We start from the raw sequence: 20,685 nt of genomic DNA, 5'->3' as shown, positions 1-20,685 counted from the left end.
ATCATCTGCCGAGCGGGCCGCCTCCGAGCAGGTCGTGATCGTCACCCCCGCGTGGGCCGGTCAGCGTCTCGACCAGATCTTGGCGCAGCAGTTCTCGGCGCATTCGCGCAGTCGGCTGACCCGTTGGATCCGGGACGGACATGTTCGGGTCGATGGTGCGCCGGCACGACCCAGCGACCGACTGCGTGAAGGACAGCTTATCGCGCTGTGCATGCCGGATCCGGCGCCGGTGGTGCCGTTGCGCCCGGAGCCTTTGGCACTGACCGTCGTGCATGAGGATGAGGCGTTGCTGATCCTCGACAAACCGCCTGGACTTGTGGTCCATCCAGGGGCGGGCAACCCATCGGGGACGCTGCAGAATGCGCTGCTTCATCATCTTCCGGCATTGGCGCATCTGCCGAGAGCCGGGTTGGTGCATCGACTCGACAAGGATACCTCCGGGCTGATGGTGGTGGCCAAGACACTGAGCAGTCATACGCGGCTCGTCAGCGCGCTGCAGGCGCGAGAGATCCGCCGCGAATACGATGCGGTGGTGATCGGGACGCCCGTGGCGGGCGGCGCAGTCGATGCGCCGCTGGGTCGACACCCGCGTGATCGACTGCGGATCACCGTACGGGAAGGCGGACGCGCCTCGGTCACGCATTACCGTATCGCCGAACGCTACGCCCATCACACCCGCCTTGCGCTGCGTCTGGAAACCGGCCGGACGCACCAGATCCGTGTTCACATGGCCCATCTGGGTTATCCGGTGCTGGGTGATCCGCTCTACGCAGGCCGCTTGCGGTTGCCCGCCGGCATCGATCCCGAACTGGCCGAGACGCTGCGGAGATTCAGGCGTCAGGCGTTGCATGCAGCCCGTCTGGGTCTTGTGCACCCGAGCGAGGGTCGTGAGATGCATTGGGAGGTGCCGCCGCCGGCGGACATGCAAGCCTTGATCGAGACGCTGCGTCGCGGACCGGTCTCATGAGCGGGGTCGTTCCTGGCCTGGTCGAGCGTGGAGCGGTGCCGCTGATCGTGCCCGACTGGCCGGCACCGCGCTCGGTGCAGGCGGTGGTTACCACCCGCCTCGGCGGCGTGAGCACCGGACCTTACGCCAGCTTTAACCTTGGCGATCATGTCGGCGACGATCCGGCGGCCGTGATTGCGAACCGTCGACTCCTGGCCGAGGCACTGGCTCTGCCCGCGGTGCCCCATTGGCTGCGACAAGTCCATGGCACGCATGTCATGCGGGTCTCGGGGATGGTGACGACCGAACCTCTCGAGGCGGATGGCGCCTGGACGGACGAGATCGGCGTGGTGTGCACCGTCGGAACGGCGGATTGTCTGCCGGTCCTGTTCTGCGATCTTGCGGGCACGCATGTGGCCGCTACGCATGCCGGTTGGCGCGGATTGGCGGCCGGCGTGCTGGAAGCCACGGTCGCGGCGCTCGATGTGGCGCCGGACCGGCTCTTGGCCTGGATAGGGCCTGCCATTGGTGCGACAGCGTTTGAGGTGGGGCCGGAGGTGCGCGAAGCCTTTCTTCGCATCGATGTGGCCGCTGCGGCAGCATTCCGACCGGGGCCGGGGGATCGGTGGCGAGCCGATCTGACGCTGCTCGCGCGTCAGCGGCTCAACCGGTTGGGGGTGAACGGTGTCTGGGGCGGTCAGTGGTGCACCGCCAGCGATCCCGACCGGTTTTTTTCCTACCGCCGCGACGGCACAACCGGTCGGATGGCCGCGCTGATCTGGCGGATCTGAGCGCCTAACCGTGGGGCCGGCGCCCTCGGCCGGCAAAGGTTACGGACAACAGGTGAAAGAGGATAGCGGCGACACCGCTATCCCCCAAAGGACGATTAGCCATTCAGCCGAACGGCCAATTCTGCGACTCGCCGGCCCTGGTAGCGGGCCGCGGTGGCTTCTTTCTCGGAGACCTGACGGCTGCCGTCGCCGCCGGCCAGCGTTGCCGCACCATAGGGCGAGCCGGCGGTCACCTCGCTGAGGTCTGACAGGATCTGGCCAGCAATGTCGCCGTAGCCCAAGGGCACGATGACCATGCCGTGATGCGCCAGTGTGTGCCAGAAGGAAACGACGGTGGTCTCCTGCCCGCCACCCACACCCGTGCTGGTGAAGACGCTGGCCAGCTTGCCGTTCAACGCGGCCTTGGCCCACAAGCCGCCGGTCTGGTCGAGAAAGGTGCGCATCTGCCCCGTCATGTTGCCGAAGCGGGTCGGGGAGCCGAAGAGGATGGCGTCGTAGTCGGCCAGCTCGGCCGGCGTGGCGATGGGTGCAGCCTGATCGAGCTTGGCGCCGAACTGGCGCGCTTGCTCCTCGGGGATGGTTTCCGGCACTCGCTTGAGCGTGACCTCGGCGCCAGCCACGGCGCGGGCGCCTTCGGCGACATGGTGGGCCAGGGTCTCGACGTGACCGTACATTGAATAGTAAAGGACCAGGATCTTGGCCATGGATGTGTCCTCCTCAAGAAACATGGATCGCCGCCGAAGCCGGCGTTCTCGTGATGAAAGCGGCCGATCCGCGAGGCGATGCAGTCCCGTTAACGCTCCTGCATCGGCGGAAACAGCAACCGTGCCCGGGCGCGCAGGCGCTCGCGCCATGTCGGCGCCAGAACCTCGAGCTCGGCGGCGGCTGCCAAGTTGGTGCGATCGGGCGAGTCATGGAGGGTGAGCCCCCACAGATCGGTAATGGAAAGTCGTGCCGGGTGGCAGTGCACGCGGCGCAGGGGATCTCCCGCCTGGATATAACCCGGCTGGATAACCCGGCATAGCCAGCCGGCGCCGTAGCCCGTTTTGACGATGCGCTTGGACAGATCCGGCAGTTCCATGTGCTGACTCAGTTTCCAGCACGGATTGCGTGGCTGGCTGATTTCGAGCACGGCATCGCCAAGCTGCCAGCGATCGCCGATGCAGGCCTCGCGCTCGTCGATACCGGCCCAGCACAGATTCTCGCCGAAGGCACCGGGCACGAAGTCCGCTGCCCGCCGCGGGTAGACCTCGGCCCAGTGGCGATAGGCGGTTTCCGTCAAGACGCACACCGCCCGCTCCGCGCCGCCGTGAACCCGCTGGTCTACCTGCACATCTTCGGCGAAGCCCGATTGATCGAGCTGGAGTGAGCCCGTCACGGCGCGTTTGACGATGCCGCTGAAGTGGCCTTCGGGCAACAGCGTCCGGCGGCCGATGAATGGTCCGGACCAGCGCAGGGTGTCGTTCATGGCGCCTCGGGGGCGGGGTCTTGGATGAACCCGAACCGCATCGGCACCTCGGCGCAGCGGATCGGCTGAACCGGCAGAATGCGCTCGCCGTCACGCAGGCCCAACGCGGGGCGCTCACCCTCCATGAGCGCGGCCAGCGCCGATTCGAGTGCGGTGTCGGCCAAGGGTTGGCCTTGCGGGTCGCAAAATGCTGCACCGTAGGCCACCAGGTCACGGTCATCGAGCAGACCGATGCCGTTTGGCGTTTCCAGCAGAAGGTTGCCTTCCTCATCCACCCACGCGCTGTCCACCCGTTCCACTGCTGCGCCGACGTGGGTGACCAAAGCGCCCTCGGTGCCGGGCGCGCGATCCGGATGGCGATGGAGGACCCACGGCGTGTAGGCGAGGGCGACATAGACTTTCTGAGGCCCGTTCTGGAACAGCCATGCACCGTCTGCGTCGGCGAGGTAGTTGCGGTTGATGAAGGTAATGGTGCGCGCATGCCGCAATGGGCGGCCTTCGAGCAGCCAGCTGCCGCGCCGGTCCAGTGCCAGCCAGCCGTAGGCGGCCGGGACATCGGGCCATTTGCGCAGTGCGGCCTGGACGCTTTCATCCATATTGAACTCTCCTGATCGGATCGCTAGCCATTATCGTGCGGGTGAAGCGACCCTCACAGGGCCATCGCGACACGCCACCCTTGTTCGATGGCGCGCTTGGCGTCCAGTTCCGCAGCCACGTCGGCACCGCCGATCCGGGTCACGGCCACGCCGGCCTGCTCGAGCGGCATCGCGAGTTCCCGCAAGGGTTCCTGGCCGGCGCACACGACGATGTGGTCGACGGCGAGACACTGGCGCTGATCGTGGTGGATCAGGTGGAGGCCCGCATCGTCGATGCGCTCGTATTGAACGCCGCTGCGGACCTGCACCCCCAGCCGATCGAGCAGCTCCCGATGGGCCCAAGCGGTCGTCTTGCCCAGGCGGGCGCCGACCTTGCCTGTGGAGCGCTGCAGCAGATGGATTTCGCGGGCGGAGTGGGGCGGTGCGGCTGCCTCGCTCAGTCCGCCAGGGGTGGATGCATCGCGCGCCACGCCCCATTGCGCGAGGAAGGATGCGACGTCGAGACCGGGTGACGGCCGGGCCGGATCGTGGGCCAGGAAATGCGCCGTATCGACGCCGATGCCGCCGCCGCCCAGGATTGCGACGCGGACGCCGACCGGTGCGGCGCCACTCAGGACCTCGGCGTAGGTCAGAACCCGGGGATGATCGATGCCGGGGATGTCCGGTCGGCGCGGCACCACCCCACTGGCCAGGATGACGTGGTCATAACCGGCCTCGATGAGCATCGAGGCATCGGCGCGCTCGCCGAGGCGTACCTCCACGCCCAGCTCGGCCAGCCGGGTCCCGTAGTATACCGGCGTTTCGGCGTATTCTTCCTTGCCCGGTACGCGGCAGGCGAGCCGGAACTGGCCACCCAGTGCACTCTGTGCTTCGAATAGAGTGACTTGATGACCGCGTTCGGCGGCGACCATTGCCGCCGCCATGCCGGCCGGACCCCCGCCCACCACGGCCACGCGACGCGCCTGGCTCGCTGGCGTGAGTGTGAATTCCGCCTCGCGGCAGGCGCTGGGATTGACCAGACAGCTCGCCAGCTTGCCGCTGAAGGTGTGGTCGAGGCAGGCCTGGTTGCAGGCGATACAGACATTGAGGGCCGCGCGTCGCCCCGCGCGTGCCTTGGCTACCCAATCTGCGTCGGCGAGCAGCGGGCGGGCCATCGACACCATGTCGGCCATGCCCTGCGCGATCAGGTCCTCGGCAACTTCCGGAACGTTGATGCGATTGCTGGCGATCACCGGGATGTCGACGGCCGCCTTCACCCGCGCGGTAGCCCAGGCGAAAGCAGCGCGCGGGACCATGGTGGCGATGGTCGGCACACGCGCTTCGTGCCAGCCGATGCCGGTATTGATCATCGTGGCGCCGGCGCTGGCAATGGCGCGGGCCAGGGTGACGATTTCCTCGCCGGTGCTGCCGTCCGTAACCAGATCGAGCATCGATTCGCGATAGATGACGATGAAATCGGGGCCGACGGCCTGCCGGACCCGCCGCACGATGGCTACCGGCAGGCGCATGCGCCGCTCGAAATCGCCGCCCCAGGCATCATCGCGCTGGTTGGTGCGTGCGGCCAGCCACTGATTGAGGAGATAGCCTTCCGAACCCATGATTTCCACGCCGTCATAACCGGCTTGGCGCGCCAGTGCAGCGGCATGGGCGAAATCGGCAATGGTCTGTTCGACTTCCTCAGGCGACATCGCGCGTGGCCGGAAGGGATTGATGGGTGCCTGAATCGCCGAGGGCGCTGCCGACTTGGGGTTGTAGGCATAGCGTCCGGCATGGATGAGCTGCAACGCGATCCGTCCTCCCGCCGCGTGTACGCGCTCAGGGACTACCCGGTGCATGTCCATGTCTTTCTCGGAGGCCATCGTCCGCGTACCCAGTGCGAGCGCGCCGGTGGCGCTGACGCCGAAGCCGCCAGTTACCATCAGCGCCGTGCCGCCGCGGGCACGGGCAGCGAAATAATCTGCCATGGCGCCCAGACCCTTGGGGTGCTCCTCGAGGCCGGTGTGCATCGAGCCCATCATGGCCCGGTTGGGCAGGCTCACGAAGCCCAGATCGAGTGGGCTCAGCAGGTGCGGATAGGCCGTGGCCGTCATGATAGGGTCTCCTCGTGGTTTTTTTATCGAACAGCTCATGCTAGCCGGGATCGGGAGCGGGCGGAACCGCGGCAAAGAAAAACCCCGCCGGGCAGCGGGGTTTGAAGTCTCGGGACGAGGAGAAGCTACAGGGCTTTCAGCACAGGTTTGGGCGGATTGTCCATGCGTTTGGCGAAGCCCACTGGTCCGGATTCCCCCACCGTGGCCGGGAACCAGAGGACCACCGACAGATCGATGTTGAGCTTGCCGACGGGCAGCTCAGTAACCCGAACGCCCATGCGCGGCAACGCTCCGGGAAAGGTCTCGGTTTCAAATTTCTTTTTCGGTTTGAGATCGTCTTCATAGTAGAGTTCGGCTTGCACCGGCCAGTCCGGTGGGATGCCGACCTGCATCATGATGTCGAAGCCCTTGCCGCTTTCCAGCCAGAGCCAGTTCTTGTCCGGGACACGGATGGCCAGTTTCTTCTCGACATCGTCGATCTTGCCGTCGATCTTGCCGTATTGCCCGGTCGGGTTCACCGCCGCGGAGAACCGTCCACCTTTCATGTCGTTCATATCCAGCCCGATGTCGATGACTGGTTTGTTCAAGACGCGGGTCAGGATCTCGCCGCCCGGGATGTTGAGGCGCACCGGCAGGTCGATGCCTTCGTCATAGAGCGTCATATCCGAACGGATAAAGAAAACCGGGATACCCGCGACCACCACCCGGATCGACAGCAGCAGCACTTCCCGAATCGGACCGTGTTTGACCCCCATCCGCTTGGCTTCGATGTTCTGGATGCCGACGGAGACCCGTGGCCACGGGGTGATGACGCCGGTCGAGAGGTCGAGGAAGATGGTGTCCAGGACACGATGGCTCGGGGTCGGCCCGGCATTGGCGCGGTAGTCCTCGAACATCAGCATGTTATCGCTGCTTTGCTTGAAATTGTGAAAGTTGCCCGTGAAGCGGTTGCTTTGCTCGTCGTACTTCACATAGCGGGCCGGGTCGCGTGCCGTGCTGCCGGTCACCAGATAGGCATAGCGGGTGCTGCCATTATCGGTCAGGGCGACTTCCTGTACCAGCTTGCCGTCCGCAAGTGGTGTCTTTTCCGCATCGTAGCGCTCCCGGCCGGTGTCCCGATGCATAAAGACGATCTCGTCTTTGGCATCGAACTTGCCAGCCACGCCAGCTAAGTCAGCCTTGGAAACGCCTTCGACGTAGACCCAGCCATCTTCGTCGCGCTCATCAATCTGAAATGGGATGGGAACCAGCTTGCCGGCCCGGACCGCCATGACGGAAATATCGGAAATGTTGTGTTGTGCAACCTTGTCCGCCTGTTCGGCCTTGACCACGACGGGCGCGACCCAGGTATAGGCGTTGAGCCCCATGTCCTTGACGAGCTGGTCGATCTGGGCAGTGGTGAGGCGGCGGGACAGTTCGGGCCGATCGGCCAGTAGGCTTGGCTTGGCTTCCAGACTCTGGAGGATCTGCTGATATTCGGTGTCGTTGACCGAGCCGTATTCAACGGCGGCGAAGGCGTTCTGGGCAAGGCCCAGCACACCGGCGCACGCCACAGCGGCGAGTCGCGCGTTCATGCAATGTCTCCTTGACGTTGAGCGGGTTTCTCGTTCCATGGAACCCGTAGTGCCGCGTCTTCCGATCGCCGTGGAGGCGATCCCCTTCGGCGGACGCGACTATCCGACCGAGTGAAGTTCATCGCATGGCATCTGTCAAACACGTGTTGCGCTGAGCTGCGGCCGGGGCCGGCCTTGGCCCGTCGGCTTTTCTTGACGCGGATGATTGTGTGGCGCCGTGAGGACGCGGTGTGCAATCAGTTCCGCGTGACGGCGGGAAAGCGCACCGGGCGGGCACCCTCGGCATCGACCCACAGGCCGCGCCCGTCGCGGTACCAGTCGCCGAGATCGATGCGCAGACGCCCCGTATTCGTATCGTCCAAGTCGTGGATGGCGGGCCGATGGGTATGGCCGTGGATGATCCACTGGGCGCCGTGCTGCTCCAGCAGAGCACGGGCTGCAGCCGGATCGACATCCATGACGGCCGCCGGTTTCCCGCGGACCGCCTGTTGGGTGCGCGCCCGCAGACTGGCAGCGATGCGACGGCGCGCCGCGCGGGGCAGGGCGAGGAACAGGCGCTGCAGCGGGCGATTGTGGACCACCCGCCGGAACCGTTGGTAGCCGACATCGGCGGTACACAACAGGTCCCCGTGGGTTAGCACCACCCGCCGACCATGCAGCTCGACGACGGTCGGATCAGGGAGCAGCTGCAGGCCGCAGCGACGGGCCAGTGCCGCGCCGATGAGGAAATCCCGGTTGCCACGCTGGAAGAAGACGGGGACACCACTTCCCGATAGTGCCCGGATGGCATCAAGCACCGGCGCGAATTCGGGGGGTACCATGTCGTCCCCCACCCAGTACTCGAACAGGTCACCGAGAATGTAGACCGCCGCCGCCCGGCGCGCTTCACCGTGCAAAAGGCCGATCAGGATGTCCTGGATCGCTGGCCGGGCGGGGCTGAGATGAACGTCCGAGAACAGCAGCGTGGCGGGCACGGCTCAGGGCGTGATGCGCTGCGCCGAGGTGATCACGACTGCCGTCTTGGGCACGTCCTGATGCATGCCGCGCGAGCCGGTGGGCACCTGCGCGATCTCGTTCACCACGTCCATGCCCGCGATGACTTCGCCGAAGACGGCATAGCCAAAGCCCTGCGGCGTGGGTGCGGTGTGATTCAAAAACCCGTTGTCGACCAGGTTGATAAAGAACTGTGCGGTGGCCGAGTGGGGCGCGCTGGTGCGGGCCATGGCCAGCGTGCCGGCGCGGTTGGGGGTGTCGGCGCGGGCTTCGTTCGTGATGGGCGCGCGTGTCGGCCGCTGGTTCATCTGTTCGTCCATACCGCCGCCCTGGATCATGAAACCGGGGATGACGCGGTGGAACACGGTGCCGTCGTACGCGCCGGCATCCACATAGGCGAGGAAGTTCTTCACCGTCTCGGGCGCGCGATCGGGAAAGAGTACGACATCGATGGGGCCCTGCGTGGTTTCCAGACGCACGCGCGGCGCGGCGGTTCCGCCCTCACCAGGTTCGGCCGCCGCCGGATGGCTGAGCAGCATCAAGATCATCGATAGCATTCCCAATCTCCGCATGACTTCAGGACTCCTGTTGGATGGGCGCCATCATACGGCGCCGACTCGCCCGGGCCAAGCTGACCTCATCCGCCGTGCTTGCTGTGACTGGTATGATTGAGCACCTTTGGCGATTTCCCGTGGAGCCTGATTCCGTGCTCAAGACCCGATTCGCCCCAAGTCCGACCGGACGGATGCACCTTGGCAACGCGCGTACGGCCTTGTTCAGCGCGCTGCTGGCGTACCGGCAGGGGGGGCATTTCGTGCTGCGTATTGAGGATACCGATGCGGCGCGCAGCACGGTCCTGCATGCCGAAGGCGTCCTGGAAGACCTGCGCTGGCTCGGCCTGCCGTGGCAGGAAGGGCCGTTCTACCAGTCACGGCGGCAGGATCTGTACGCGGAGCATTTCGAGGCGCTGCGCGCCCAAGGGCGACTGTACCCGTGCTTTTGCACGCCCGAAGCGCTTGCCGAGCAGCGGCGCAGTCAGCTGGCAGCCGGCCGACCGCCGCGTTACGACGGCCGTTGCGCCCGGTTGCCGGCCGCTGAAGTGGATCGGCGAATGGCTGAGAATCAGCCCGCGGCACTGCGATTTCGGGTACCCGAAGGCCAGACGGTTGTGTTCGAGGACCTCATTCGCGGTCCGCAATGCTTCGAATCCAAGGATATCGGCGATTTCGTGGTGCGGCGAACGGACGGGACTCCGGCGTTTTTCTTCAGCAACGCGGTCGACGACGCGGACATGGGCATTACCCATGTGCTGCGCGGCGAGGACCACCTGACCAACACTCCACGCCAGATCCTGCTGCTCGAAGCGTTACGTCTGGTGGCGCCGTACTACGGCCACCTGCCGCTCATCACCGGGCACGACGGCGCGCCTTTGTCCAAGCGCAACGGTAGTCAGAGCATCGCCGAGCTGCGTGCGACCGGTTATCTGCCGTTGGCGCTGGTGAACTATCTGGCGCGCCTGGGGCATCATCTGGAAAAACCCGGTCTGCTGTCCCTGGACGAACTGGCCGCCGCTTTCGATCTCGCTGCCGTCGGCCGCGCGCCTGCGCGCTTCGATCCGGCTCAGCTGATGCATTATCAGAAGCTGGCGGTGAGCGCTCTGCCCGTGGACGCCTTTCTGGCCTTTGCCGAGTTGGGTGACGATCGGGTGCCCGAAGCCGTGCGTGCGGATTTCGTTCGCGCCGTGGCGCCAAACGTGAATTTTCCAGCCGAAGCGCGCGCATGGGCCGAGTGTCTGTTCACCGACCAGCCGCTCGTCGGCACCGATGACCTGGCGGATCTGCATGCCGCAGGCTCCGCATTCTTTCGACTCGCCGCGGCGTTGTTCGAGGCGCATCCGGACGATGCCGGCGCCTGGACTCGCGCCGTCCGCGACCAGTCCGGCCGCAGTGGCAAGGCGCTGTTCATCCCGTTGCGTCTGGCACTGACCGGGCGCGAACACGGTCCCGAACTGCGGGATCTGTTTGCCCTGATGCCGCGACCGATCGTGCGTGCCCGGCTCGCTGCGGCCGAGGCGGCCTGCGCTGTGGCACGATCCGAAATGCCATAAGGATTGCCCTTCTCCATGAGCACACTGAAGATCCACAACAGCCTGACCGGCACCAAAGCGCCCCTTGAGCCCCTCCACCCAGGCCGACTGGGCATGTATGTGTGCGGCATGACCGTCTACGACTACTGCCATCTTGGTCACGCCCGGGTCCTGGTGGTGTTCGATGTGGTCGCTCGTTACCTGCGGTATCTGGGTTTCGAGTTGACCTATGTGCGCAACATCACCGACATCGACGACAAGATCATCCGACGCGCCGCCGAGAACGGCGAATCCATCGCCGCGCTCACCGGCCGATTCATCCAGGCCATGGACGAGGATGCCGCGGCGCTCGGCGTGTTGCCGCCCGATCATCAGCCTCGCGCGACAGCACACATCGCCGACATCGTGGCCATGATCCGCACCCTCGTCGACAAGGGCTACGCCTACGTTGGGGCGGGCGGCGATGTCCTTTACGATGTCAGCCAGTTCGAGTCCTACGGGAAACTGTCCGGTCGGCGCCCGGAAGACCTGCTTGCCGGTGCGCGGGTCGAGATCGATGCACGCAAGGACGATCCGCTGGATTTCGTGCTCTGGAAGCAGGCCAAGCCGGGCGAACCGGCCTGGGATTCGCCATGGGGTCCAGGCCGTCCGGGGTGGCATATCGAATGCTCGGCCATGGCGACCCAGTGCCTGGGCGCCCATTTCGATATTCACGGCGGCGGGATGGATCTTCAGTTTCCGCACCATGAAAACGAGATCGCGCAAAGCGAAGCGGCGACCGGAGAACCCTTCGTCGAGACCTGGATGCATGTCGGCTTCGTCCAGGTGGGCGAAGAGAAAATGGCCAAGTCGCTGGGCAATTTCACGACTATCCGCGATGTGCTGGCGCGCTACTCCGGAGAGGTGCTCCGCTTTTTCATTCTTGGCAGCCACTACCGCAGCCCGCTGATCTATACCGAGGCCCAGCTGGAGGCGGCGCGCGAGGGACTGGACCGGCTTTATCTCAGTCTGCGCGGCCTGCCGCCGGTCACGACAGCGCAAACCGGTTCGTTTGCGGAAGCCTTCGACGATGCCATGAATGACGATTTCAACACCTCAAAGGCGCTCGCTGTGCTCTTCGAGATGGCCCGGGAGATCAACCGCCTGCGCGACACCGATAGCGAAAAGGCCGCGGCGTTGGGCGCGGGCCTGCGCACGCTGGGCGGTGTCGTGGGCTTGCTGCAAACCTCGGCCGAGGACTATCTCCAGGGTGCCGGTACGACCGAGGGCGGGCTGGACGCAGCGGCCATCGAAGCGCTGATTACCGCGCGGCGCGAGGCACGGGCCCGCCGCGACTGGGTCGAGGCCGATCGCATCCGCGATGAGCTGGCGCACAACGGCGTGGTGCTGGAAGACGGGGCAGGCGGCACCGTCTGGCGGCGCGCCTAGCGGCAGGACCGGGTGAAATGCACCTAATCGGCGAGGGGGGCGACGCCCTCCCGGCGTGCGTAGGCTTCCAGGGTGTTTTGCAGCAGCATGGCCACGGTCATCGGGCCGACGCCGCCCGGGACCGGTGTCAGCCAGGCGGCCCGTTCAGCGGCCTGCGGCGCCACATCACCCACCAGCGAACCGTCGGCCAGTCGGTTGATGCCGACATCGATGACGATCGCGCCGGGCTGGATCCAGCCGCCGGGGATGAGTCCCGGCTTGCCAACCGCGGCAATCACGATTTCGGCTGCGCCCACTTCGGCGGCCAGATCGCGCGTGAAGCGATGACAGACTGTCACGGTGGCGCCGGCCAGCAGGAGTTCCAGCGCCATCGGGCGGCCGACGATGTTGGAGGCGCCAACGACCACGGCGCGCTGGCCGCGCAGGTCGATGCCGGTCTGCTCCAGCAGCAGCATGATGCCGCGCGGCGTACAGGGGCGCAGCAGCGGCAGGCGCAGCGCCAGCCGGCCGACATTGTACGGGTGAAAGCCATCGACATCCTTGGTCGGATCGATGCGTTCGATGATCGCTTCGCTGTCGATATGCGGGGGCAGGGGGAGCTGGACCAGAATGCCGTCGATCGTTGGATCGGCATTCATCGTCGCGATGAGATCCAGCAGCTGTTGTTGGGAAGTGTTCGCCGGCAGCGGGTGGTGGTGCGAAGCGAAGCCTGCGGCGTCACAGGCGGTGCGCTTGTTGCGCACGTAGACCGCCGATGCCGGATCGTCACCGACCAGGATGACGGCCAGGCCGGGGGCGCGTCGCCCCTCGGCGCGCCAGGCGCTGACTTGGGCGGCAATACGGCTGCGCAGCGTTTGCGCCAGCGCGCGACCGTCCAGGGTGCGGGCACTCATGGAATCCCCCGGGGCATCATCGAAGCGGCTGGAAAACGGTGCACGGTGGTCGTATCAACCCGGAGCGGCTGGCGAGGTTGGGGGGCGATTCTCGCATGGCCGCTACCGCGCAGCAAGCAGTGGCGATGATTCCTCGACGCACTGGCCGGTACGAAAGACGCCCACATCCGGCCGATCAGCGGACATGGACCACGGAAAACTCCAGGTCGGCCGGGTAGCCCAGCGTCTGCTCGATGCGGGCCTTGTGCCGGTCCATCATGGTCTCATTCCAGTCCTGTTGCACGCGTACATCGAGCCGGATCAGCGGCTTCTTGCCGGACAGAATCACTTCGCGCACATCGAGGATGCCGTCTTCGGGATGGTTGGCGGCGATCCGCGACAGGGTGTCCTGAATCGCGTTCTGATCGACCATGCGATCGAAGCGCAAGCTGAGTGGAATGGTCACCAGCAGCATCAGCACGAGACTCAACCGCAGGGCTTTGCGTGCACGGCTGATCGGCGCGAAACCGAGCATGATGAACGTTGCACTGGAGGCCAGCATGATGCCGATCAGGTTGGTGATGAGCAGCAGACTCGCGCCCAGCATCGTGGCGGTGTCCATCCAGCCCACACCGATGCCGACTACCGCCAGCGGCGGGACCAAGGCGACCGCGATCGCAACTCCGGCCAAGCTCCTGGCAATCTCTTCCTTGGCATGGGCATAGGCCCCAGCCACGCCGGAGAGCAGCGCCACCATCAGGTCCAGCAGACTGGGGTTCAGTCGGCCCGCCATTTCGGGCGTCAGTGTCCGCAGCGGGGTCAGCAGGGCGAAGATTGCAGCGCAGACCAGCCCCATCGACAGCCCGGCGGCCAGGGTCTTGAGACTGGGCTGTACCAGTGAGCGATCGGACCGCACAATGCCCATGGACAGGGAAATGATGGGAGACATCAGCGGCGCCAGGATCATTGCCCCGATGATCACCGATGCCGAGTTGAGAAACAGGCCGGTGCTGGCCAGCAGCGTGCTCAGGATCATCAGCAGGACGAACGGCACCGACGGCTCGGCATTGCTGCGCAGCGTGAGAAACAGTTCGCGAAAGTCGGCCTCGGCCGCATGCGGCAGAAACGGCAGCGGCCGGTCTCTCAGCATGCGGCTGGCCGCCAGATTGGGGAGGTGGCTGGTGCGCAGCGAATCGCGCGTATCGCCCTCTTCGGTACTCAATTCCAGCCGTTTGTTGATGAAGACGGCTGCGGCGTCCTGGCGAACCTCGATGTGCCACTCGCTTGTCTCCATCGTCTGGCCGTCGAGCGTTGACTCGAGCGGATGCTGACTGGTGATGATGAGCGACTGGCTGCGGATGAAACCCATGCTGTCCGGCAGCTGACGCATCGAGAACGGGCGCTGGAAGCGCAGCTTGAGCAGGAACCACAAATGGCTCAGCACGCTGGTCGGAGACAGGATGAAGGCGTTGAGCCGGCCATCATTGGGCATGAGCGCCTGGTGAATGGCTGTGGTGGACAGTCCCGCAAAGTTGTGACCAAAGACCGTCACCCCCATGGCCGCCAGATCCTGTTTCTGCCCCTTGCCCGTGGTGATGGAAAAAGCCTGCAGCCGCAGACTGCGCAGGTGTCCCAGGGTGGTGATGAGATCACGCCAGAAGTGCGGCTTCGTGATCGGCGCGTGCAGACCCCAGACGTTGCCGACGATCAGCGTGCCGAGCATGATCTGTCCGTTGCAGGTCAGCAGATCGATGCGTGTGGGATTCTCCATCTCCAGTGCGCCCTTGAGCGCCTGACCCAGATGCGCGGGCACGCCGAAGCTGACCTGGGCACTGCGATTGGTTTTGAGCGGCAGGACCGCGATCTGCCAATCGCCCACGCGTTCGTCGGTCAGCAACCGGCGCAACTCGGCGTCCGACAGCAGACACACCAGGCGAGTCTGTGGACGGGTGTCGGCGAGCCATTGATCGAGGGTACGGCGTTCGAGCGTCGATGCCTCGGCCTTGGTCAGCTCCGCTTCGAGGCTCGCCAGTGTCTCCGGATCGGCCTGCTCTGAAATCAGCACGATCGGTTCGGGCGTGGCGTCGGTCATGGGGGTCCTTTTCAGCATCAGGTCCGGGCCGCGGGTTGCGGAGCATTGCGGGTCGTTGCGGTGGGTGCACGGCCTTGGCGAGGGTGCGCCGGATCCCGGCAGCGTCCGCTTGGCTGCCGGTACGAGCATGATACCCGGCGCGCCGGCGCCGGAGCCATCCGGCTCCCTGTCGCGGACCCGCCTTCAGGAAATTGACGCTGGCCGAAACGGCCGCTATGATTTGCAACCTTGCTGTTTTTGGCGTCACCGCCTTGGGACGGTAAGGCCGAGCCTCGGATCAGTCTCTCGGGGTATAGCGCAGTCTGGTAGCGCACCTGCTTTGGGAGCAGGGTGTCGGGGGTTCAAATCCCTCTACCCCGACCAACCCGCCAGGGTGTTCAGGAGAGCGCCTGTAGCTCAACCGGACAGAGCATCGGCCTTCTAAGCCGAGGGTTGCAGGTTCGAGTCCTGCCGGGCGCGCCACTGATCCGCCGGCGAGCGGGTTGCAGCTTCGTACAAGTCTATGGTGGACGTAGCTCAGTCGGTAGAGCTCTGGATTGTGATTCCAGCGGTCGTGGGTTCGAGCCCCATCGTCCACCCCATCCCCCCCTTGATCTCCAGCCGTTTCAACGGGTGCGCGCGTGCCCTGACCGCACTGCGTGCGGCCTAGGATCGCAGCTGGCGTGCAAGCCTGGGCAGATAGCGGCCGAGAAACAGGCCCCGGGCGATCACATAGCCCACGAAGGCGATCCACAACCCGTGGTTTTCAGCCCTTGGCACCAGCAGTAGCGCGGCGACAAGGAAGCTCAACAACGCCATCACGGTCGCGTTGCGCATCGGGCGGCTGTCGCCGGCACCGACAAAGATGCCATCCAACTGAAACGCAGGGAACGAGCACGCCACATACAGCGCAGCCCAAGGCAGCGCGATCCGGGCCTGTTCGCGCACGCTCTCGAGTGTCGTGAGCCGGTCCACCAACCAGGGTCCGGCAAGCAGGATGACGAGTGACAGCGCCGTGGCCGTGATTCCGGCCAGAACGGTCGAGCGGATGACCACAAGGCGAAGCCGCTTCGCCTCGCGCGCACCCTTGGCATGGCCAACCTGTGATTCGAGAACGAAGGCAAATCCGTCCAGGAAAAAGGCGGACAGTATCGTGAACTGCATCAAAATGTGATTGGCGGCCAAGGTCACATCGCCAAACCGGGCACCCTGGTTGGTGAACCAGGCGAAACCGGCGAGCAGCGCCAGGGTCCGCCACAGGATATCGGTGTTGGCGCTCATCATGCGCCGCCATTCGTGGCGCATCAGGATGCGTTTCCACGGCCACATGGCGGTCTGGGACCGCCGTCCGGGATGAATCAGCCGCCACACGAGCCGGCAGCCGACAGCGAAGGCGATCCATTCGGCGATCACGGTGCCGAGCGCGATCCCTCGCACGCCCCATCCCAGCCCCAGCACGAACCCGACGTCCAGGGCAAGGTTCAATCCGTTCAGCAACAGTTGCAGCCCGAGCAGCGCATGCATCCGGCCGAGACCGATCAGTGTGCCGAGCAGCGCGTACAGTCCGAGGGTGGCCGGCGCGCCCCAGATGCGGATGTGAAAATAGTGCCGGACGCCCGTTTCCACCGGTTCGCTGCCACCAAGCAGGCCCAGCGCGGCAACGCGCAGCGGGATTTGCAGCAGGATCAACGCCATGCCGAGGAATAGGCCGGTAATGAGGGTGCGGGCGACGATGGCCCGCACTTCGACCGGGTCCCCTGCGCCCGCGGCTTGGGCCACGAATCCCGTGGTGCCCATGCGCAGGAAGGCGAAGCCCCAGGACAGGACACTGAAGATCAGCGCGCCCAAGGCGATTGCGCCGATCGCGGTGGCATCGCCGGTGCGCCCGATCACTGCTGTGTCGGCCAGACCCAACAACGGGGTTGCCGCGTTGGCCAGGATGACCGGAATGGCGAGCCGGACCAGTGTCCGGTAGCCCGGAGCGGTGTCCTTCACGCGAATCCGGGCTGCTGCAGGATGCGGCGTCCTCGTGTGCGATGGGGCGCGACGTTCGGCATCGGTGTCACAGCCAGAGCATGCAGCCGGTCTCGAAGGGATGGGCCAGCGCCGGGTGGAAGGGGAACAGTCGAACCTCGTAGGCATAAAGCCCGGCTTCCGCCATGGGTTCCTGCAGACCGAACATGGTGGCCGTGCCCTCTACCCCGACGGGCTGCAGCGCATAGCAGGTCCGACGGTTGAAGGCGCCGAAAGCATCTTCCTCTCCCAGCACACATTCCAGTCGGACATCCTCGGGGGTCAAGCCATTGAGCTCGATCTTGACCTGGATGTTGAGCGCGGTGTCGACGTCGATCCGAGCGGAGGGGGTATCCAGCCGCGTCATGCGGACGCCGCTCCACGCCAGGCGCACCTTGTTTTTCCACTGGGTCAGTTCCCGGGCCAGCGCGCCCTCTTTGGCCGCCAGACGCCGGCCATGATGGATCGCCGGAGTGTAGTACTGTTCGATGTAGTCGTGCAGCATGCGCTCCGCACTGTGGCGCGGGAGAATGCTCTGCATGGCGGCCTTCGAGCGCTTGACCCAGCCGGGTGAGTAGCCCTGGCTGTTGCGGTTGAAGTAGAGCGGAATGACCTCGTGTTCGAGCACGTCGAGCAACTCCTCGGCTTCCAGCCGGTCCCGGGTATCGGGATCGACTCCGGTCTGGGGGATCAGGCCCCAGCCGTTCTCCCCATCGAAGGTCTCGCCCCACCAGCCATCCAGGATGCTGACGTTCAACGCCCCGTTGAGCCCGGCTTTCTGACCCGAGGTGCCACAGGCCTCCATGGGGTATTCCGGATTGTTGAGCCAGACATCCACGCCGGCGACCAGTTTGCGCCCCAGCGCCAGGTCGTAGTTTTCGATGAAGAACAACTTGCCTTCGAACTCGGGCTGTTCCGAATAGTCGCCGATGATGCGGATCAGATCCTGGCCGGGCCGATCCTGGGGGTGTGCCTTGCCGGCGAAGAGCAGCACGATGGGGCGATCGGTCTGGTTCAGGATGCGTGCAAGCCGGACCGGATCGCGGAACATCAGCGTTGCACGCTTGTAGGTCGCGAAACGGCGGGCGAAGCCCAGGACCAGCGGAGGATGACCGTTGGGCGACAGATGCGACAGCAGACGCTGGATGTGGGCTTCACCCATGTGATTGCGCCGATATTGGCGGCACAGCACTTCGCGCGCATAGTCCAGCAAGCCGGTCTTGATGTTCTGGCGCAGACTCCAGAAGGACTGATCGGGGATGGCCTGGACGTAATCGGTCCAGAACCGGCGGTCGGTCATGTATTCACGCCAGCCCCGCGAGCGGGAATCGAACAGCATCACCCATTCACTGGCCAGGAAGGTCATTACATGCACCCCATTGGTGACATAGCCAATGGGATTTTCCGACGGCGGAACCTGCGGCCAGTGGTAGGCTTCCATGCGGGAAGCGACCTCGCCGTGGATCCGGCTCACCCCATTGTGGAAACGTGAGCCGCGCAGCCCCAGCGTGGTCATATTGAAGCCCGACTCATGTCCGGGCGAACGGCCCAGCCCCATCAGCTCGTCCATGCCGATGCCGAGATCGTGCGCCATGTCCTTCAGATACGGCTCGATCAGCGCGCGATCGAATACATCGTGACCCGCCGGCACCGGCGTATGGGTGGTAAACACGGTGGCGCCGGCCACCTGTTCCAGCGCGGCGGTCAGCGGCATTCCCCGGGCAACGTGTTCGCGGCAGCGTTCCAGGACCAGAAAGGCGGCATGACCTTCGTTGATGTGCCAGACCGCAGGCGTGACGCCCAGTGCATGCAGGGCACGCACGCCGCCAATGCCCAGCACGATCTCCTGGCTCAGCCGGGTGATGCGGTCGCCGCCATAAAGTTGATAGGTGATGGCGCGGTCTTCGTCGTGATTGCTCGGCACGTCGGTATCGAGCAGATAGAGCTTGAGATGTCCCACCATCGCCTGCCAGACGCGAACCGCAACGTTGCGGCCCGGGAAGCCGAGCTGGATTTCTACCGGCCGGCCATCGGGTCCGAGCGCTGGGGTGATCGGGAGATCTTCCAGTCGATGGGGATGAAACTCGGCGCGCTGTTCGGCATGTTCATCGATGATCTGGGTGAAATAGCCTTGGTGGTACATCAGCCCGACGGCCACGAAAGGCAGTCCGAGATCGCTCGCGGCCTTGCAATAGTCGCCCGCCAGGATGCCGAGCCCGCCGGAATAGATGGGCAAGCTTTCGTGCAGGCCGAATTCGGCGCAGAAATAGGCGATGACATCGTTGGTCGGATCCAGATGGCGCGTCAGTTTCGGGTGCAGGCGGCGTGTCTGGTCCTGGTAGTGCCGCGAAACGGTCAGGGCGTATTCGTACTCCTCCATGAAATTGATGTCATCGAGCAGCTCCTCCAGACGGCGCTGGGAGATCTGCCGCAGAAACACCTTGGGATTGTGGCCGCAGCGGTCCCACAGGATGGGATCCATGTGCCGGAAGACGCGCCGCACACGCCGATCCCAAGCGTACAACAGGTTGTTGGCGAGGACGTCGAGATCGGCCAGCCGTGCCGGCAGGCGGGCCTGGACTTCGATTGAAAAGCGTTTCGGGGCCATGCAGATTCCTTGGAAGACGAATTCAGCACAGCTCGGATCCGGGCGGATCGGTCCTGCCCGTCCAGGGCATTGCCGCTCAGGATGCGCGAGCCTCGGTACCGCGTTGCGGGATCAACGCCCGCAACGTTCCGGAGGATAACCTGTGCGTGTGACCGGCTTGCGTATCGGCGCGGCCAACCTGTTCAGGATCCTTTTGGGTAATCGGCAATATCCGGACCTTTCTGGAACGGCACCATGGCGCGGCGCAGCAGCGCGCGCGGAATCAGGCGCAGTCCGGCCACGGCCAGACGATTGGTCCAGCCCGGAATGGCGACGATCCGGCGCGCCTTGATCAGTGCGTAGGCCTGGCGTGCCGTGGTGCGGGCGTCCGCCATCAGCGGCCGGAAGCGGCCGCCGATGTAGGCCGCCTGGTTTTGAGCAGCTTCCTGGAAACGCGTTTCCACCACGTTGGGGCAGACCGCAGTGACCGAGACGCCTGAACCGCGCAGTTCCTCAGCGATGGCTTCGGAGAAGGACAGCAGGTAGGCCTTGGAGGCGAAATAGATGGCCATGTAGGGGCCCGGCGTGTAGCCGGCCATGGAGGCCATGTTCACCACCTGACCGCGTCGCTGGGCCAGCATGCCGGGCAGGAACAGCTTGGTGAGCTGGGTCGGCGTGAGCATGTTGAGCTGCATCTGCCGGGTCTCGGCGTCGAAATCGATGTCGGAGAAGCGGCCATAGGTCCCGAATCCAGCATTGTTGACCAGCGTTTCGACCGCATGGCCACGCCGCTGGACCTCTGCGAACAGCTCGCGGGCGGCTTCAGGGCGGGCCAGGTCCATCGCGATCGTGTCGACGGCGATGCCATGCGCCGCCCGCAACTCGCTAGCGACGGCGTCGAGGCGCTCGCCGCTGCGGGCCACCAGGATCAAGGCATGCCGATCGGCGGCGAAGCACTGCGCAAGTTCGTAGCCCAGGCCATAGGAGGCGCCGGTAATGAGCACGGCCTGGGTCAGGGGTGGGTTGGGTATCGCGGTTCCATCCATGGCGGGTTCCTTCGGTGTGCGCTGAAGACGCGCCTCCTGATCTGGCGCGCGATCCATTATGATCCCCTTTTTGCGACTGTTCATGAACCCGCTGGAGCGGATGCCTGTCTCATGGCGCGCGCCG

Annotated in this window: 16 protein-coding genes and 3 tRNA genes; 7 read left to right on the top strand and 12 right to left on the bottom strand. The window is 65.1% G+C overall.

What is annotated here, in order from left to right; translation table 11 throughout:
* Positions 1–34 precede the first annotated feature (34 nt).
* Together rluD and pgeF are read left to right on the top strand one after the other, a co-directional pair.
* Positions 35–967 (top strand): 23S rRNA pseudouridine(1911/1915/1917) synthase RluD, encoded by a 933-nt coding sequence (gene rluD / locus E4680_RS08645; RefSeq protein WP_135282007.1) that lies wholly within the window; start codon positions 35–37, stop codon positions 965–967.
* Positions 964–1,737 carry a peptidoglycan editing factor PgeF gene (pgeF, locus tag E4680_RS08640; RefSeq protein ID WP_205688846.1) on the top strand — a complete coding sequence of 258 codons (774 nt, stop codon included), beginning with the start codon at positions 964–966 and terminating at the stop codon, positions 1,735–1,737. Before rluD ends, pgeF begins: the two co-directional genes overlap by 4 nt.
* 95 nt (positions 1,738–1,832) lie before the next feature.
* On the opposite strand, the gene wrbA is transcribed toward pgeF, so the two are convergent.
* From wrbA to E4680_RS08605, 7 genes are all read right to left on the bottom strand, one after another.
* Positions 1,833–2,441, bottom strand: a complete 609-nt coding sequence (gene wrbA / locus E4680_RS08635) for an NAD(P)H:quinone oxidoreductase (protein ID WP_135282006.1) — start codon at positions 2,439–2,441, stop codon at positions 1,833–1,835.
* 89 nt (positions 2,442–2,530) lie between these two features.
* Positions 2,531–3,205, bottom strand: a complete 675-nt coding sequence (locus E4680_RS08630; protein ID WP_135282005.1) for an MOSC domain-containing protein — start codon at positions 3,203–3,205, stop codon at positions 2,531–2,533.
* Positions 3,202–3,801 (bottom strand): DUF2946 family protein, encoded by a 600-nt coding sequence (locus E4680_RS08625; RefSeq protein ID WP_135282004.1) that lies wholly within the window; start codon positions 3,799–3,801, stop codon positions 3,202–3,204. The genes E4680_RS08630 and E4680_RS08625 overlap by 4 nt, the downstream gene beginning before the upstream one ends.
* Positions 3,802–3,854: 53 nt before the next feature.
* Positions 3,855–5,891 (bottom strand): NADPH-dependent 2,4-dienoyl-CoA reductase, encoded by a 2,037-nt coding sequence (locus E4680_RS08620; RefSeq protein ID WP_205688845.1) that lies wholly within the window; start codon positions 5,889–5,891, stop codon positions 3,855–3,857.
* 125 nt (positions 5,892–6,016) lie between these two features.
* Positions 6,017–7,465 (bottom strand): hypothetical protein, encoded by a 1,449-nt coding sequence (locus E4680_RS08615; RefSeq protein WP_135282002.1) that lies wholly within the window; start codon positions 7,463–7,465, stop codon positions 6,017–6,019.
* A 236-nt stretch (positions 7,466–7,701) separates the two neighbouring features.
* Complete coding sequence (locus E4680_RS08610; protein ID WP_135282001.1) at positions 7,702–8,439, bottom strand: UDP-2,3-diacylglucosamine diphosphatase; 738 nt, start codon at positions 8,437–8,439, stop codon at positions 7,702–7,704.
* Between the two features lie 3 nt (positions 8,440–8,442).
* Positions 8,443–9,015: a peptidylprolyl isomerase gene (locus tag E4680_RS08605; protein WP_422666671.1), complete on the bottom strand. Its 573-nt coding sequence runs from the start codon at positions 9,013–9,015 to the stop codon at positions 8,443–8,445.
* Between the two features lie 134 nt (positions 9,016–9,149).
* On the opposite strand from E4680_RS08605, the gene gltX reads away from it, so the two are divergent.
* Both gltX and cysS read left to right on the top strand, forming a co-directional pair.
* Positions 9,150–10,565, top strand: coding sequence for a glutamate--tRNA ligase (gene gltX, locus E4680_RS08600; RefSeq protein WP_276605620.1), 1,416 nt, complete (start codon positions 9,150–9,152; stop codon positions 10,563–10,565).
* A 15-nt stretch (positions 10,566–10,580) separates the two neighbouring features.
* Positions 10,581–11,972, top strand: a complete 1,392-nt coding sequence (cysS, locus tag E4680_RS08595) for a cysteine--tRNA ligase (RefSeq protein WP_135281999.1) — start codon at positions 10,581–10,583, stop codon at positions 11,970–11,972.
* Between the two features lie 23 nt (positions 11,973–11,995).
* Here cysS and folD read toward each other — a convergent pair whose 3' ends face one another.
* Together folD and E4680_RS08585 are read right to left on the bottom strand one after the other, a co-directional pair.
* On the bottom strand, positions 11,996–12,865 hold the full coding sequence (gene folD, locus E4680_RS08590) for a bifunctional methylenetetrahydrofolate dehydrogenase/methenyltetrahydrofolate cyclohydrolase FolD (RefSeq protein WP_135281998.1): 870 nt from the start codon (positions 12,863–12,865) through the stop codon (positions 11,996–11,998).
* Between the two features lie 175 nt (positions 12,866–13,040).
* The gene (locus E4680_RS08585) at positions 13,041–14,936 is read right to left on the bottom strand and encodes a TIGR00341 family protein (protein WP_167792453.1); all 1,896 of its coding nucleotides are present in this window, start codon (positions 14,934–14,936) and stop codon (positions 13,041–13,043) included.
* 286 nt (positions 14,937–15,222) lie between these two features.
* On the opposite strand from E4680_RS08585, the gene E4680_RS08580 reads away from it, so the two are divergent.
* The 3 genes from E4680_RS08580 to E4680_RS08570 all read left to right on the top strand — a co-directional run bounded on the left by E4680_RS08580 (position 15,223) and on the right by E4680_RS08570 (position 15,517).
* Positions 15,223–15,299: transfer RNA gene (locus E4680_RS08580), tRNA-Pro, on the top strand.
* Between the two features lie 22 nt (positions 15,300–15,321).
* A tRNA-Arg gene (locus E4680_RS08575) sits at positions 15,322–15,398 on the top strand.
* Between the two features lie 43 nt (positions 15,399–15,441).
* Positions 15,442–15,517 (top strand) — tRNA-His (locus E4680_RS08570).
* 64 nt (positions 15,518–15,581) lie between these two features.
* Here the strand turns inward: E4680_RS08570 and E4680_RS08565 are convergent.
* The 3 genes from E4680_RS08565 to E4680_RS08555 all read right to left on the bottom strand — a co-directional run bounded on the left by E4680_RS08565 (position 15,582) and on the right by E4680_RS08555 (position 20,618).
* On the bottom strand, positions 15,582–16,910 hold the full coding sequence (locus E4680_RS08565; RefSeq protein ID WP_205688843.1) for an MATE family efflux transporter: 1,329 nt from the start codon (positions 16,908–16,910) through the stop codon (positions 15,582–15,584).
* 67 nt (positions 16,911–16,977) lie between these two features.
* The gene (gene glgP, locus E4680_RS08560; RefSeq protein WP_135281995.1) at positions 16,978–19,536 is read right to left on the bottom strand and encodes an alpha-glucan family phosphorylase; all 2,559 of its coding nucleotides are present in this window, start codon (positions 19,534–19,536) and stop codon (positions 16,978–16,980) included.
* A gap of 182 nt (positions 19,537–19,718) precedes the next feature.
* Positions 19,719–20,618: an SDR family NAD(P)-dependent oxidoreductase gene (locus E4680_RS08555; RefSeq protein ID WP_167792452.1), complete on the bottom strand. Its 900-nt coding sequence runs from the start codon at positions 20,616–20,618 to the stop codon at positions 19,719–19,721.
* Positions 20,619–20,685: the final 67 nt, after the last annotated feature.

The organism is Candidatus Macondimonas diazotrophica, assembly GCF_004684205.1.
GTDB lineage: Bacteria > Pseudomonadota > Gammaproteobacteria > UBA5335 > UBA5335 > Macondimonas > Macondimonas diazotrophica.
The sequence above is the reverse complement of the archived record's forward strand: the minus strand, read 5'-3'. Positions and strand labels throughout refer to the sequence as shown.